Raw genomic sequence first — 14,573 nt, 5'->3', positions numbered from 1 at the left:
GACCGAAGACGACCTGTATGCAGCAACTCTCGCGAATTGCTGCACATGGTCGGCACTGCCCCCGGATTAGCCCGCGCTATGGAATTTCTTCGCCTCGGCGCTCATCTTGGCGACGTATTCTTCGGCGGTCATCTTGCCCGAGACAAGCTCCATAAAGACGGGGATGATCGTGCTCATGGCAAGATCGGCGTTATTATTGATGCCGGCTCCCCATGGCTGATTCAACTCCGCGCGATCCATGGCCGCGCTGGCTTCTGCGAGCGCGGCCGGCCACTCGGTGTCGACCGTGGCGGGAATCGCCTGCGCTTGCTGGACCATGCCTTCTTGAGCGGATTTGCCGATCAAATATTTGACCAGCTCCATCGCCGCCTCTTTGTTGCCGCTTTTTTTGTTCAACATTAACGCCTGAGCGCCGAAGGTCAGTTCCTTATGACCGCCTTTGCCGTTGCCGTTAGGGATTGTAGGGAATTGGAACGCCCCCCACTTGAAGTCCGGGCCGGCAGTCGCGGATACTTCGTTCGGCAGCCAGGTGCCGTTGAGATAGGCGGCGGATTGTCCAAGCACCAGATCTTGCTGCCCGGCCGGGTACTTGCTGCCGGCGATCTTCTTGGAGAAGTAACCTTTCTCGCGCATCGTTACAATGTCGTTCGCAAACTGGAGAACGATGGGATCCTTCCACATGTCGCCGGTTTTGTCGTTTACGAGTTGATCGACCCATTCGTGTCCCATCGCGCTGCTGAGGTAACCGCCGATAAACAGGTCGCGGTATGCATCGTCGAAGGTGATGGGATCGACGCCGGATTGTTTGATTTTTTCATTCGCGCTCATAAATTCATCCCAAGTCGTCGGAGGCGTAGTTACTCCGGCTTTCTCGAACACTTCTTTGTTGTAGAAGAACAGCACCGCGAAAGGCTGCTGCGGCAGGGCGTAGTAGCCTTCTTCGAGACCCGCCGCAACCGACAACGACTTGGTCCAGCTCATGAGGCTCGGCAGCAAGGATTGCTCCACCGTTTTGCCGTCCATGCCGATCGATGGCTGGCCTACATATTCGTCCAGCTTAAGCAAGTGGTCCTTGAGGCTGCTTATGGCGTTGGCGGGATCCCCTTCGAAAATATCGATTGCTTCGCCGCCGTCCAGCGCCGGCTTAATCAGCTTATTGATTTCGCGCCCCGTAAATTTGACGTTGACCTTTACGTCTGGATTGGCCGTCTCAAATGCCTTGACTGCCGTTTGGATGACTTTGGCCTGCGGCTCCGTGTCGCTCCACATGGACCAGAACACGACATCTCCGGACAGCTTGGACCCTCCATTGCCCGTATTCTCAGTTGGGGCCGGGCTAGGGTCCGCACCCGCGGGGGAAGGGCTGACGTTGTTGTTCGTTCCTGCATTGTTGCCGGAGCATGCGGCGAGCGTAAGGGCCGCGGCCAGCGTTAGCGATGCGATTGCCGTTTTTTTCATGGGTGACTCCTCCTTTTGTCGTAAGTATATCGCCCGCCGCCGCAGTCGGTACATGCACGATCTTGAACAGTACCTTGACGATCTTGAACAGATTGCACAAAAAAGACGCCAACAAGTTGGCGCCGGATCGGCGATGCGAAGTTACTTCACTTTGTCCAACAAATCCCTGAGCCTGGCGAACGTCTTCTCGACGTGGTCGATCCACTGGTCGACCGACATGTCTCCTTTCATCACCGTATTGATCGGGTTAAACACCTCGTCGTTGATGCTAAAAGGCGTCGGCGGCGTCACCCTCCATTCGAATAGAAACGGCTGGACGCCGCGCTCGAACACCGTCGCGGAGTCGTACACGGAGGCGGGCAGCGAGTCCTTGGCGAGCTCGGCTCCGCTCCGTACGGCGATGACGCCAGTCGATTTCTCGGCGTTTAGCCGAATGATGTCGTCCCGATACTGATATTTGATAAACTCCATCGCGAGCTCCTTGTTTTTGGCTTTCTCCGGGATAAACATCGCTTCGAAGCTGATCCGGGCAAATTGCGGGTCGTCCGGCTCGAAGGTCGGCGTGAGCAGGAAACCGAATTCGAATCCCTCCGCGCGGGAAATATCCTTCATTTCGCCCTCCAACCAGCTGCCGTTCGGGATAAACAGCGCTTTGTTTTTCAGAAATTCGGACTGCGCCTGAGTATGGTTAAGGGCGACCGTGCCGGGCATCAGCGCGCCACTGTCGGCCATCTTCTCGAAGAGCTCGAGGACGCGCTTGACCTCCGGCGTGCCGAAGGAGCCTTTCTCGTAGTTCATGATGGCTTCTACCCCCGCAACCCCGCTCTCCGACGCGATGGAGGACCAAAGCATGGAGCCGATGTATCCCGGGTAGACGCCCGGATAAGTGAACAAGGCGATGCCTTCGGTGCTCGCCGCCTCGCCCAGCGCCCAGAATTCATCCCAGGTGCGGGGAGGCGACCACCCCTTCTCCTTAAAGAGAGCTTTGTTGTACCATAATCCCTCTGTCGTTACATAGTTGGGGGCCATATAAACTTTACCATCCCCATAGGGTCTGGCGTAATCCAGAATGCCGTCCATCATGATCCCTTTAAGCGGCACGTCTTGTCCAAGCGCGGGGCTGTCGAACAGTCCCGTCAAATCCATAAACGATCGGCTGCCGATCATGCTCCGCACCATGTTGGTGCTCTCCGTAAACGGCGCGTACAGGAAGTCGGGGGGATTGCCGGCGATGTTCATCGGCTTGATGACGTCCATGATTTTGGGGTTGGCGATAATATTGACCCGCACGCCGGGATAGTCGGCTTCGAACCGCTTTACGACCTCCTCCCAATAGGATTTGCCGTAAGCGCCTTCAAATACCGCTATGGTCAACGCCTTGTTCGAGAAGCCGGTCGAGGCATTTTTGACGGTTTCGGGAGCAGGTTCATGAGAGACTCCCAGCTTGCAGGCTGTCAATGTTACGAAGAAAAAAACACAGAACAGGCCGATCGATATTTTCCGTATCACGACGCATGACCTCCAGTATGGGATGATTGACGGTTCTGCCATTTACTTGTACTATAAGGCCATTCCCGCGAATCGCGCAACGGGAGAGTTAGGAATCGAGAGTCTGGATGAGAGTCTGGCCGGGAGGATGAGCGGCATGCGATGGGTAAGTGGATGGTACCGACTGCTTCGGAATACGAAAATCAAATCGCGGCTTATCTTTGCGCTCCTTTTGCTGACGACGGTGCCGATCTTGTTGTCCGGCATCTACTCCTATCTCAAAACCAGCGAAGCGATCGAATCGAAGATCAGCACCTATTCGGCGGAAATCATGAAGCAACTGCTCAAAAACGTACAGCTCGAAAACCGGAAGTATATCGGGCTCAGCGATTCCATTATGCTTAATGCGCGCGTCCAGCAATACGCGACGTCGTACGAGTCGCTCGACGAATTCGCCAAACGCGATATGAACGTCTACATCAATACATTGCTCAGCGATCAATTGGAGCTGCTCCAAAATATTAAGAACGTGAGGATCGTCTCCACACAAGAGACCGTCATTTACGATATGGGCTACAGCTCCATCGGCGAAGCCGAATTCGCAAGGCTTGCCACGTTAATCGACCAAGCGGACGGAAGCGATCAGTGGTCCTACGTTTCGACGGAGCAGGGCGAGCCCTGCCTTGTCATCGCCCGCAAAATCAATTCGCTCGAAGATTGGAACAAGCCGCTTGGCTATATTTACGTCAGCATCAGCGAACCTTTGTACTCGCAGCAGCTGTACGCGGACGTCGATATGGGAACCGGCACGGATCTGTTTATACTGGACGGCAACGGCAACGTCGTCTCCAGCCGCAACACCGAAATTCTTTTGCACGCTCCCTATCCCGACGCCGAATTGATTCCGCTTATCCGCGAGCATGAGGCGAGAAGCGAAGGCGTGTTCCAAGCCGAGGTTAGCGGCGGAACTCATCTCGTCGCCTATGGATTCGACATCTATTCCGGCTGGTATCTGGTGAGCACGATCCCTGACGCTTATTTGAATTTGGAGACGCGCAGCATCCAGCGGAACATTCTCTTGCTCAGCGGCGTGCTTGTCGTCGTGTCGTTAACCTTTGCGCTTTTGATATCCAATTCCATCTATCGGCCGCTGACTGCGCTCGTAGAGCAGACTTCGCGGATCATCAGAGGCAATTTAAATACGTCTATCTCCGACCCCGGCAAGGACGAAATCGGTTATTTGTCGGATAAATTCAACGTTATGGTGGATACCATCAATGGGCTTCTGGAGCAGACGAAGCTGGAACAGCAGCAGAAGCGAGAGGTCGAGTTGCAGATGCTGCAGGCGCAGATTAACCCGCACTTTCTGTTCAACACGCTGAATTCGTTGAAATGGACGGCTCAGCTCAGCCAGGCGGAGAGCGTCAGCGTCGGGTTAAGCGCGCTTGCCGAGCTGCTTAGAAACACGATCGTCGATAAAAAGGAATACGTCACGATCCAGGAAGAACTCCGCAATATTGACAATTACGTCGAAATTCAAAAAATCCGCTACGGCTCGACCTTTGACGTCGCAGTGGAGGTCGAAGCGGGCGTGGAGACCTGCCTGGCGCCGAAGTTTATTCTTCAGCCCATTGTAGAGAATGCGATCATTCACGCCCAAGACGGCATCGATTACGACTTGCTCATTACGATCAGGTGCCAGTCGGAAGACGAGCTGCTTCGCATCACGGTCGCGGATAACGGCAAAGGAATGGCGCAGCATACCGTCGAGCATTTGCTTCAGGGGAGGGAGTCGTCGCCCGAAGGCAGGTTGTCCAACATCGGCATCTCCAACGTAAACGAGCGCATCCGTTACAGCTTCGGCAACGAATACGGCTTGCGGATCGAAAGCGCGGCGGGGGAAGGAACAACGGTAACTTTAACGATGCCCAAGATGGAGGCCGCGACCAAACTTTAATTTACTGACAGCATGACCCATCTTCGTTTGCCGTCCCACTCCAGATTGAAACCAAACGATTCGACTACAAATCGAATAGGAACCATCGTGTACCCATCCTCGATGTAAGGTTTAGCATCCATTTTCTGTTTCTTGCCATTTACGAGCATTTCATTGGAATCGATGGTTAAAATGATTTCCGAACCCTTATAGCTCATAGCGACCTGTCTGGTCTTTCCATCCCATATAAATTCAGCGCCGATCCACTCCAATAACGCACGCAGCGGGACCATAACTCTTCCCTTATTCTGAATCGGGCGAACCGGGAACATTTGAACCTCCTGATTGATGAACACCTTTGGCGACGTATAGGGGTTATCCGGATAAACCGAATTTCCTACTGCTTTAAATTTTTCAATAAATTGTTTCGATCGTTCGTTTAAGAGCAACGTATTCGCGCCGTAAATGACTTTTAATGTGCTCATCGTTTCCAGAGGTGAAAGATCTGTTATATCCGTATTGGATATCTCGACACTTAAAAACTTTAGTTGCTGTACAGGTGTCAGGTCCTTCACTTTATTGTTGGTAACGTTAAGCGTAAGCAATGCATCGAGATGTCCGAACGGGGATAAATCCGTGAACAGGTTCCCGTCCGCATTTAAATATTCGAGTTCAGTCATGTCCTGCAATCCGCTAAAATCCGCAATGAAATTATCGCTCAAGTCCAGACTCACCAGCTTCGTCAAAGCGTTTAACGGCTTCGGATCGGCTACAAAATTTACCGACAGGTCCAACGTTTTAAGAGTCGTCATGGATTGCAACGATGTTACATCGGTTATTTTATTCATGGATAAGTCCAGGTGAGCAACCTGGTTTAGCTCCCGTAACGGGCTAAGATCCGATATTTTATTGTCATATAAGGAAATGTTCTGTAGTTGGCGAAGTCCCGAGAGCGGACTCAGATCGCTGACATCCCCGTTCATAATACGAAGCTCTCTTAAATTGACGGCGTACTCCAGTCCTTTCAAGCTCGTAACCCTGTACCCTGCCACCGAGCGCAGGCTTGCCATATCTTCCCGGGTGAGTTCGCCTTCGGGCTTTTGCAAAGCCATTCTTACGATCCTTTCGAGGCTTGCGCTTTCGAGTTGCACCCCTGACTTCTCAGCATGAATTTCTGTCTCGGCGGCAAACAGAAAGCATAAACAAACGATCATAAGTACCTTCGCTAGCCGTACAAACCGACTTTTACCTGAGCAAACCATCCGATAACCACCTTCGAATCCATTTATATAATCAGACTAGAGGTATTGGGAAAATGTTGCAAGCTTACATTGGAGTGGCGCAGATAGGGTAACACTTCCGCTTCACCCATAATATGATGAGTCTAGAAATACAAAGAGGTGAGCCAATGGCAGTCGTAAAAGCCAGGAAACAGGATATTGATATGTTGGCAAGGTTGCTCCGCGCCGAAGCTGAGACCGAAGGCGAGATGGGCATGCTCCTTGTTGGAAATGTCGGTATTAACCGAATAAGAGCGAATTGCTCCGATTTTAAAGAAATCCGGACAATTCCGCAAATGATCAACCAGCCTCATGCATTCGAAGCCTTGCAACATGGTATGTACTATCAAGGCGCAAGAGATAGGGAACGACGTCTGGCGCAACGGTCTGTAAACGGGGAACGGAATTGGCCGGGTAAATTCTCCCTATGGTATTTCCGTCCAGGAACGTTCGAAAATCCCGGCCCATGTCCGCCAACCTGGTATAATCAGCCGTTAGCAGGACGATGGAAGAAGCACTGCTTTTATGAGCCGACCGCGGAAGAATGCGAAAATGTATATAATACGTTTTAATCAAAAGAGCCGAAGCGAATCTAATGATTCCCTTCGGCTCTTTTGTATGAATAAAATCTAAGCTTCTTATTGCTGCTCTGCCGAATAAATCGTGCGGCCAGCCGCCCAAGTATGCGTAACGTTGAGCGAAGAGTCGAGCAGCACGAGATCGGCTTGCTTGCCTGCGGCAATGGAACCGGTGCGGTCGTAGATGCCGAGCTCGCGCGCAGCGTTGCCGCTGGACATGGCGCTGACATCGCTCAGGCTGAGTCCGAAGCCGCCGTTTAGCATAAAGCGGAACGCTGATATCATCGTCAGCGAGCTTCCCGCGAGCGCGCCGCCTTCGATAAGGCGGGCCGTTCCACCCTGCACGGCAACGGCCAGGCCGCCAAGCTCGTATTCGCCGTCCGGCATGCCAGCCGCTTCGATCGCGTCCGTGATCAGGATAACGCGATTTTTCGGCTTGGCCGCCAGCATGAGCTTGATGGCCGCGGGATGAACATGCTCGCCGTCGGCAATAAGCTCAGCGTGGATACGGTCATCCGTCAACACGGCTCCAAGCGTTCCCGGCTGGCGATGATGCAGACCCCGCATTGCATTGTAGGTATGCACCGCGTGCGAGAGACCGGCGTTTGCCGCGCCGATTACATCGTCATACAGCGCATCCGTATGTCCCGCAGATGCAATAATCCCTTGACTTGCCAGCCAGGCGATGGCCTCGCGCGATCCGTCTTTTTCCGGGGCAAGCGTCACCAGCTTGACGAGACCCGGATAACGTTCCGACCATTCCTGCAGCCAAGGCAACTGCGGATCCCGAATGAAGGCGGGGTTCTGGGCGCCAGGCCACTTCTCGCTTATAAACGGTCCTTCGAGATGGACGCCGATCAGAGGGGTATGGGCCATGCCGTGCAATCTGTATTCCGCTACGGCCTCCAGAACGGCGTCGATAGCTTCCTTGCTGGCGGTCATCGTCGTCGCCAGCATGCCGGTCGTGCCATGTCTTGCGTGGAAGGCGGTAATTTTGTCGAAGCTCTCGCGGCTGGCATACATAAAGTCGCCGCCAAATCCGCCGTGAACGTGAAGATCGATGAATCCCGGAAGAAGTATGCCTCCGCCGCCGTCGATTACGTTCCAGCCCTCGCGTCCCGCAAGGCCATCCGCCTCTTTGCCGATGGCAGCGATCTCTCCGTTCTCTACGGCAAGATAACCTTCCGTCACTTCGTCCTCCAGCACGATTGTCACATGATTAATGATGAAACGTTCGTCTGCGGTCGTCATCTATACCAGCATCCTTCCTGCTTCCCGATCCAGCAGCACGATTACGCGCGGATGAGTCTGCAGCAAGGAGGCTGGCACTTGTGTCGAAACGGGGCCTGTTAATGCCTCCTTGACGATGCTTGCCTTCTCCGCGCCGCGAACAACCAGCAGAATCGTATTCGCCTTCAATATGGAACCAACGCCCATTGTAAACGCAGCGGCAGGCACTTCGTCCATGGAAGCGAAGAAGCGCGCATTGGCTTCGCGCGTCTCGTTCTTTAGCTTCACGACATGCGTGCCGGCGGACAAAGCCGAGTCAGGCTCGTTAAATCCAATATGCCCGTTATGGCCGAGACCGAGCAGTTGAATATCGGCATGGCGTTCTTCGAGCATAGCTTCGTAACGCGCGCACTCCGCTTGCGGATCGCTCGCCATGCCGTTCGGCAGATGGGTGCGCTCCGGCGAAATATCAATGTGGGAGAAGAGATGTTGATTCATATAATAAGCGTAGCTTTGATCGTTGTCCGGAGTGAGGCCGACGTACTCGTCCAGATTATACGTCGTTACTCCGCCGAAGCTTACGTTTTGTTGTTTGGCTTGTTCTACTATTTTGGCATAAATGCCGACAGGTGTCGATCCCGTCGCCAATCCCAGTACGGCATCAGGCTTGGACTTAATCAAATCGATAAACAGGTCGGCGGCGAACCGGTCCAATTGCTCCGAGGTGTCGAAAACATGAATCTTCATATGAAATATCCCTCCAGGTCAAGATCTTGTTCTGTTTAATCTACTAATTTAAGTGTATATGATTCTAAAGAATAACACAACGAAAATGATTGCATGGGACAAATAAATGATTGAAAAAATCAAAAAATCAGAACTGAAGGACTTCATTGTCGAAGAACAGAGATCACCATCAGGAGCATGCGAGGACAAATTATGTTATGCTAAAACGAAAGCGCGGACTGTGCTGTCCAGGCGCGAAAATCGTGAAATCGTTGATTAACAGGGGGAAAGCATCGTGACGGATCAACAACGGGGCGGTCAAGACGCGACTTCGGCACGCAAGGGAGAACACATCCGAATTTGCCTGCAGGAAGACGTGAGCGGAATGGGCGTGCGGACGGGCTTCGAGAATTACCGCTTCCGTCATAACGCGCTGCCGGAACTGAGCTTGGATGACATCCGATTGGAAACGGAGCTGTTCGGCGCGCCGCTTCGCGCGCCGCTGCTTGTCAGCTCCATGACCGGAGGAAGTGATGCGACGGGCGCCATCAATCGGCGATTGGCCGTGGCAGCCGAGGCGCGCGGCTGGGCGATAGGACTCGGCTCCATGCGCGCCGCCATTGAGAAGGAGGAGCTCGCGGCGACATTCCGCATTCGCTCCGAAGCGCCTACGGTGCCGATCATCGCGAACTTGGGAGCGGTTCAGCTCAATTACGGCTTCGGTGCGGAAGCATGCCGCAGAGCGGTGGATATGGCGGAAGCCAATGCGCTAGTGCTGCATCTTAACAGCATGCAGGAGGTGTTCCAGCCGGAGGGAAACACGGATTTCCGAGGATTGCTGGTTAAGATCGAAGAGGTTTGCCGGACGCTGCCGGTGCCTGTAGGCGTAAAGGAAGTTGGCTGGGGCATCGACGGGACGACGGCCCTTAGACTTAAGGACGCCGGCATAACGTTTATCGACGCGGCAGGCGCAGGAGGCACTTCCTGGAGCCAGGTCGAAAAATATCGGAGCAAGGATGACATGAAACGTCAAGCCGCGGAAGCTTTTGCCGACTGGGGCATCCCAACGGCAGATTCCGTCGCAGAGGTTAGAACCGTGCTTCCGGATGTCACGCTAATCGCGAGCGGCGGACTGTTTAACGGCGTTGACGCGGCAAAGGCGATCGCGCTGGGAGCCGACCTCGCGGGCTTCGGCCGGGCCTTGCTGCCTCAAGCGGCTAGCAAAGCGGGAGAGCAATCCGTGGAGGGGCTGATCTCTCAATTTGGACGGATCGAATTCGAGCTAAGAGCCGCCATGTTCGGTATTGGGGCAGCCAGCCTGGAGGAACTGAGGCAGACGGACCGTCTCGTCCGCTCCAGCAATAATTAACAATGCCGCGGGGCTTATTGACGGAAGTGGGAACAATGCTTATATACGCCGATTTAATCGGCTAGAACGACAATGGCAGGGAGAGCAAATATGACAGACATCGATACCATAACCGAATTGCCGGATGGCTGGAAACGTGTGAAGGTTCCGCTCCCCTTCTCCTTGAAGTGGGTCAACAGCTACATTGTGCCGGAAGGAACAAGCTATACGATCATCGATCCGGGATTGCGAACGGAACAATCGGAGCGTGTTTGGGAAGAGGCGCTGCAGGCATGTGGAATAGGATGGGAGCAGATCGCCCGGATCGTCCTGACGCATCAGCATCCGGATCATTACGGATTAGCGGGAACGATCCAGGAGAAGAGCGGCGCGCCAGTCCTTATGACGGAACGTTCTCATCGATATGCAAGGCGTTTGTGGGGAGGAAGCAGCGAGTATGCGGAAGCGCTATCCGCCCTGTTCCTCTCGCACGGCATGCCGGGAGAACTCATGCAGAGCATCGCGCTCAATTTGGAAAGCTTCGTCGAGAAAGTATCTCCACAGCCCGGAGTCACCTATATCGAAGCAGGCGGCCAACTGACATTGGGGAAAAGGGATTGGCTGCTGATTGACGCTCCCGGACATGCGTATGGAGCCCTGTGCTTGTACGATCAAACGAAAGGTTGGATGATATGCGGCGATCAAGTGCTGCCGCAAATAACGCCAAACGTAAGTGTCGTCCCGGGAGAGGAAGCCGATCCGCTCGCGGATTTCCTGGAAAGTTTGGCGCATCTCGAGCAGTACGACGTTGAGCTGGCTTTGCCGGGCCACCGAGATCCATTCGCCGGTTTTCGAAAACGAATTGCGGAATTGCAGAGCTTCCACCAGCGCAGGCTTTCCGAGATGAGAAATCGTCTGGCACGGCAGCCATTGACGGCTTTTGAGCTGTGCGAAAACTTGTTCGGGGCGCGATTGCGGGATAACCCGCACAATCTGCGCTTTGCCATGGCCGAGACGCTAGCGCATTTATTCCACCTGGAGAACAGAGGTCTCGTCAGTTCCCGCTCAAAGAGCGGTGTTTTCTTATATGATAGCGAATCCCCGGGGGCGGGCTAACGTGTTCGCAAATTTCTACCGCAAGCGCATACGGAACAGTTTATTCGGCAAATGGATTCTGTTATTCGCTTTGATCGCGGTCGTCTCCATCGTGACGCTGGCATACGGGGCTTATTCTTACATGTCTCAATCCGTCGTGGAGGAAGTGCTGGATAACCAGAAGAAAACGATGGATGCCGTTGGCGAAGAGATGACCAGAACGTATGAGGCCGCTCAATCTGCCGTGGAGAATTTGTACCGGGACCAGGTGCTTGCCGATCATGCGTCGTTCCTGCTGCAGCATTCCTTTGACGAATATATCCGGCATAAGCTCGACAGCTTCTACGAACAGAGCGGAAAAGGCGTCAACGTGCTGACGTATTTCGATAATTGGATCGACGATCATCCCAGCGCCGAGCATTTGCTGCTGTACAGCACGGATCGGCAATTTCTCTATGCGTTCAAGCAGCAAGGGCAATCCAGGCTGATCGGAGCCCATGCCGCCCGCTCCTACATCCCCGACGCGATGTCGCTGGACGCGCAGCCCGTCGGTCCCCCCAATGCCTGGCTTCTCAAGGAGCTGGGATTAAGCGCCCGCGCAAGCGGTCTGATCTCCTTCAGAGTTCCAATCAGTGATAAAAATACTTACAAAAACATCGGGCAACTGCTTGTTTTCTATCGGAACGACGCCATCGAACGCACCGTGCGACGAATAGGGGGAGAACAGAAGGGCTCCATCCTCGTGTTGTCCGCAGAAGGGGTCGTCTTGTATGACTCCTCCGGCAAATACGTCGGAGCAAGGCATCCTGACGCGGATATTCTGCAATCGCTGGATGCGGAAGAGAAGCTGAAGGAGCGGGCTTACGTCAATAAACTGACGAACAGCCAAGCCGGTTACACCGTCGTCGGCATAGCTCCAAAAGCGGAGGTGTCGGAAGCGTACAGCGGATTTCGGCTCGTGATCCTGCTGGCGGCCGCCTTGAGCATCGTCTTCGTCGTATTGCTTCCCGGAGCGCTGGTTGTCAATTATGCGAAACGGACGGGCAACATCATCCGCTTTATGCGCAAGGTGGAGCAAGGGGAGCTGACGCCGCGTATTCCGGATGAGAAGGATGATGAGCTTGGACAAATTGCCCGGAGCTTCAACGAGATGCTGGACGAGCTGTCCCGCTACATTGATCGGGTTTACAAGGCCGAAATCCGCCAGAAACGGACGGAATTTGCGGCGCTTCAAGCCAGGGTGAATCCGCATTTTCTATACAATACGCTGGAGGTCATCCGGATGAGAGCATTGTCCCAAGGGGCCGATGACGTGGCGGAGATGATTTACAGCTTATCCGCGCTGTTTCGCGGCGTTGTCCGGGACAAGACCGTGTACACCGTCAAGGACGAGATCGAAATGTGCCGTTTGTATTTGGAACTGTTCCGGATACGATATAAGGACAAATTCGCCTATGAAATCAAGGTGAAGCCGGGGACGGGAAGCGCGGAGACAGTGAAGCTTCTGCTGCAACCCGTCATCGAGAACTACATCGTGCATGGCATGCGGCACGACAGCTTCGATAATTTGATCGAGATCGAAGCCTATACGGACCAAGAGAACGTTGTCATTGAAGTGCGCGATAACGGCACAGGGATACCGGAAGATAAACTGAAAGCCATCGAATCGTATCAGAATCAGAGAGAAGAAGAGGGCGAAGGAGGTTCGTTCGGTCTTCGGAGCGTGCGGGAGCGCATTCTGTTGATGTACGGAGAGGAAGGCGGGCTGACGGTTGCTAACCGGTCCGAGGGAGGCGCGCGCGTAACGCTCGCATTCCCTTTCAGGAAAGGAGAGCAAGGGCTGCATGTATAAAGTATTCCTGACAGATGACGAACCTTTTATTTTGGAGGGTCTTCGCGACGCTCTGGATTGGTCCAGCTTCGAGCTGGAGATCGTAGGTACGGCGGAGAACGGACGGAGCGCGCTGGAAAAGCTTCGCGAGATGCGCGCGGATATTCTCATCACCGATATTTCCATGCCGGTGATGAACGGTCTGGAGCTTATTCGCGAAGCCAGATCCATCTATCGCGATTTGCACGTCATTATTTTGAGCGGGTTCAATGATTTCGATTATTTAAAGCAAGGGATGAGACTCGGGATCGAAAATTATTTGCTGAAGCCCATTAATCTTCACGAGCTAAAGGCAACGCTGGAAGGGATCATCGAGAAGCTGGACAGTCGAATCAAAGGTTCGCAGGACTGGCTGCAGGAAGATATCGGAGTGCTGCGCGACAATATCGTGAACCGTTGGCTGCGCGGCGAGATCGGTCCGGGCGAGCTGCATGAACGCGCCGAGATGCTGGGCCTAGACCTCGACAAGGAATGGATTCAGGTTGCCCTGGGAGAGGGAAGCTTCCATAAGGAGGACTTGCGTCTGGAACTCCATCGTCTCGCGGAGCGGGATGGCTTAGGCATTCCCTTTACCGACAGAGATGGAACGGCGGGCGTCGTCATGTTTCCTGAGCATCCGGAACAAGGCGAGAAGATCGTTCGGGAGCTGCTGGATCTGCTTCACTCGGCGCTGCCCGGCGAGGATATACGAATCTCCATCGGCGATGTCGTATCGGGAGAAGAGCAAGCTGGGCATAGCTACGAGCAAGCGAAGAAGGCGATGGAATTCGCGTTTATCCATCCTAAGCTGGAGCTGCTGGAGTATGTTTCGCTGGCAAACCATCTGCTGTCGGCGGATAAGTCGTTGTCGCTGGATTGGAGCGATTACGCCAAGCTGCTTGCCGCAAAGGAGACGGACCGGATGCATGCGAAGATCGACGAAGATTTCGCCAGGCTGGCCGAAGCCCCCGGCATGACGCCGTCGCGGCTCCAGAATGCGGCTTTGGAGCTGATCCTGCATTTGAAGCTGGAGCTTGGCGCCATCAAAAAAACGACGGAAACGGAGCTTATACGCGAAGATACGGCGAGGAGAGTGATGGGAGCGGAGACGCTGGGAGCCATGACGGCGATCGTCAAAGAGATCGGGGAGATTGCGGTAGATTCGCTTGTCAGCGACACCAAAAGTCCCGTCATCGGTCAGATTCTGGCCAAAATTCATGAGAATTGCGCGGAAGAGCTGTCGCTGAAGTCGCTAAGCGCCAAATACAACATCCATCCCGTCTACCTCGGACGGCTGTTCCAGAAGGAGACGGGCGACAGCTTCTCGGAATACTTGAACCGCTTCCGGATCGAACGGGCCAAGGAGCTGCTGGGCAATCCCGCCCTCAAAGTAAACGAAATCGCCCGAATGGTGGGGTATTGGGAGATGGGCTACTTCTACAAGCAATTTAAAAAGCATGTCGGCGTTTCGCCGACGGAATACAAATCATTGCTCCAGGCTTAACGGCTTGGAGTTTTTTTTGTAGTCGGCAAAGCATTCCTCGCTTTTTAAAGACATGTTTTT

At 53.9% G+C, this 14,573-nt stretch carries 11 protein-coding genes; 6 read left to right on the top strand and 5 right to left on the bottom strand.

Features of this window, described 5'->3' with window-relative positions; translation table 11 throughout:
• Positions 1–66: 66 nt before the first annotated feature.
• Together B1748_RS04130 and B1748_RS04125 are read right to left on the bottom strand one after the other, a co-directional pair.
• Positions 67–1,458: an ABC transporter substrate-binding protein gene (locus B1748_RS04130; protein WP_179215375.1), complete on the bottom strand. Its 1,392-nt coding sequence runs from the start codon at positions 1,456–1,458 to the stop codon at positions 67–69.
• Positions 1,459–1,599: 141 nt separating this feature from the next.
• Positions 1,600–2,967 carry a carbohydrate ABC transporter substrate-binding protein gene (locus B1748_RS04125; RefSeq protein ID WP_179215374.1) on the bottom strand — a complete coding sequence of 456 codons (1,368 nt, stop codon included), beginning with the start codon at positions 2,965–2,967 and terminating at the stop codon, positions 1,600–1,602.
• On the opposite strand from B1748_RS04125, the gene B1748_RS04120 reads away from it, so the two are divergent.
• Positions 2,903–4,903 carry a cache domain-containing sensor histidine kinase gene (locus B1748_RS04120; RefSeq protein WP_087566589.1) on the top strand — a complete coding sequence of 667 codons (2,001 nt, stop codon included), beginning with the start codon at positions 2,903–2,905 and terminating at the stop codon, positions 4,901–4,903. The two genes, B1748_RS04125 and B1748_RS04120, sit on opposite strands and share 65 nt — an antisense overlap.
• Here the strand turns inward: B1748_RS04120 and B1748_RS04115 are convergent.
• Positions 4,900–5,994, bottom strand: coding sequence for a stalk domain-containing protein (locus tag B1748_RS04115; RefSeq protein WP_179215373.1), 1,095 nt, complete (start codon positions 5,992–5,994; stop codon positions 4,900–4,902). The two genes, B1748_RS04120 and B1748_RS04115, sit on opposite strands and share 4 nt — an antisense overlap.
• Before the next feature lie 296 nt (positions 5,995–6,290).
• On the opposite strand from B1748_RS04115, the gene B1748_RS04110 reads away from it, so the two are divergent.
• Positions 6,291–6,734, top strand: a complete 444-nt coding sequence (locus B1748_RS04110) for a cell wall hydrolase (protein ID WP_087566587.1) — start codon at positions 6,291–6,293, stop codon at positions 6,732–6,734.
• A gap of 66 nt (positions 6,735–6,800) precedes the next feature.
• On the opposite strand, the gene nagA is transcribed toward B1748_RS04110, so the two are convergent.
• Together nagA and nagB are read right to left on the bottom strand one after the other, a co-directional pair.
• Positions 6,801–7,991 carry an N-acetylglucosamine-6-phosphate deacetylase gene (gene nagA / locus B1748_RS04105; RefSeq protein WP_087566586.1) on the bottom strand — a complete coding sequence of 397 codons (1,191 nt, stop codon included), beginning with the start codon at positions 7,989–7,991 and terminating at the stop codon, positions 6,801–6,803.
• Positions 7,992–8,717 carry a glucosamine-6-phosphate deaminase gene (nagB, locus tag B1748_RS04100; protein ID WP_087566585.1) on the bottom strand — a complete coding sequence of 242 codons (726 nt, stop codon included), beginning with the start codon at positions 8,715–8,717 and terminating at the stop codon, positions 7,992–7,994.
• Between the two features lie 271 nt (positions 8,718–8,988).
• On the opposite strand from nagB, the gene fni reads away from it, so the two are divergent.
• The 4 genes from fni (at position 8,989) to B1748_RS04080 (ending at position 14,513) form a co-directional block, all read left to right on the top strand.
• Entirely contained in the window at positions 8,989–10,065 is a 1,077-nt protein-coding gene (gene fni, locus B1748_RS04095) for a type 2 isopentenyl-diphosphate Delta-isomerase (protein WP_373271256.1), read from the top strand.
• A 90-nt stretch (positions 10,066–10,155) separates the two neighbouring features.
• A complete protein-coding gene (locus tag B1748_RS04090) occupies positions 10,156–11,160 on the top strand; it encodes an MBL fold metallo-hydrolase (protein WP_256975518.1) in 1,005 nt (334 codons plus the stop codon).
• Position 11,161: 1 nt separating this feature from the next.
• Positions 11,162–12,991, top strand: coding sequence for a sensor histidine kinase (locus B1748_RS04085; protein WP_179215372.1), 1,830 nt, complete (start codon positions 11,162–11,164; stop codon positions 12,989–12,991).
• Entirely contained in the window at positions 12,984–14,513 is a 1,530-nt protein-coding gene (locus B1748_RS04080; RefSeq protein WP_087566582.1) for a response regulator transcription factor, read from the top strand. The genes B1748_RS04085 and B1748_RS04080 overlap by 8 nt, the downstream gene beginning before the upstream one ends.
• Positions 14,514–14,573: the final 60 nt, after the last annotated feature.

This window comes from Paenibacillus sp. MY03, from assembly GCF_002165585.1.
GTDB lineage: Bacteria > Bacillota > Bacilli > Paenibacillales > Paenibacillaceae > Pristimantibacillus > Pristimantibacillus agaridevorans.
The sequence above is the reverse complement of the archived record's forward strand: the minus strand, read 5'-3'. Positions and strand labels throughout refer to the sequence as shown.

Bases quoted from the DNA above. Each gene is read 5' to 3' on its own strand.
- B1748_RS04090 (WP_256975518.1), top strand. From the start codon at position 10,156: ATGACAGACATCGATACCATAACCGAATTGCCGGATGGCTGGAAACGT.
- B1748_RS04080 (WP_087566582.1), top strand. From the start codon at position 12,984: ATGTATAAAGTATTCCTGACAGATGACGAACCTTTTATTTTGGAGGGT.
- B1748_RS04110 (WP_087566587.1), top strand. From the start codon at position 6,291: ATGGCAGTCGTAAAAGCCAGGAAACAGGATATTGATATGTTGGCAAGG.
- nagA (WP_087566586.1), bottom strand. From the start codon at position 7,991: ATGACGACCGCAGACGAACGTTTCATCATTAATCATGTGACAATCGTG.
- B1748_RS04115 (WP_179215373.1), bottom strand. From the start codon at position 5,994: ATGGCTTTGCAAAAGCCCGAAGGCGAACTCACCCGGGAAGATATGGCA.
- B1748_RS04130 (WP_179215375.1), bottom strand. From the start codon at position 1,458: ATGAAAAAAACGGCAATCGCATCGCTAACGCTGGCCGCGGCCCTTACG.
- nagB (WP_087566585.1), bottom strand. From the start codon at position 8,717: ATGAAGATTCATGTTTTCGACACCTCGGAGCAATTGGACCGGTTCGCC.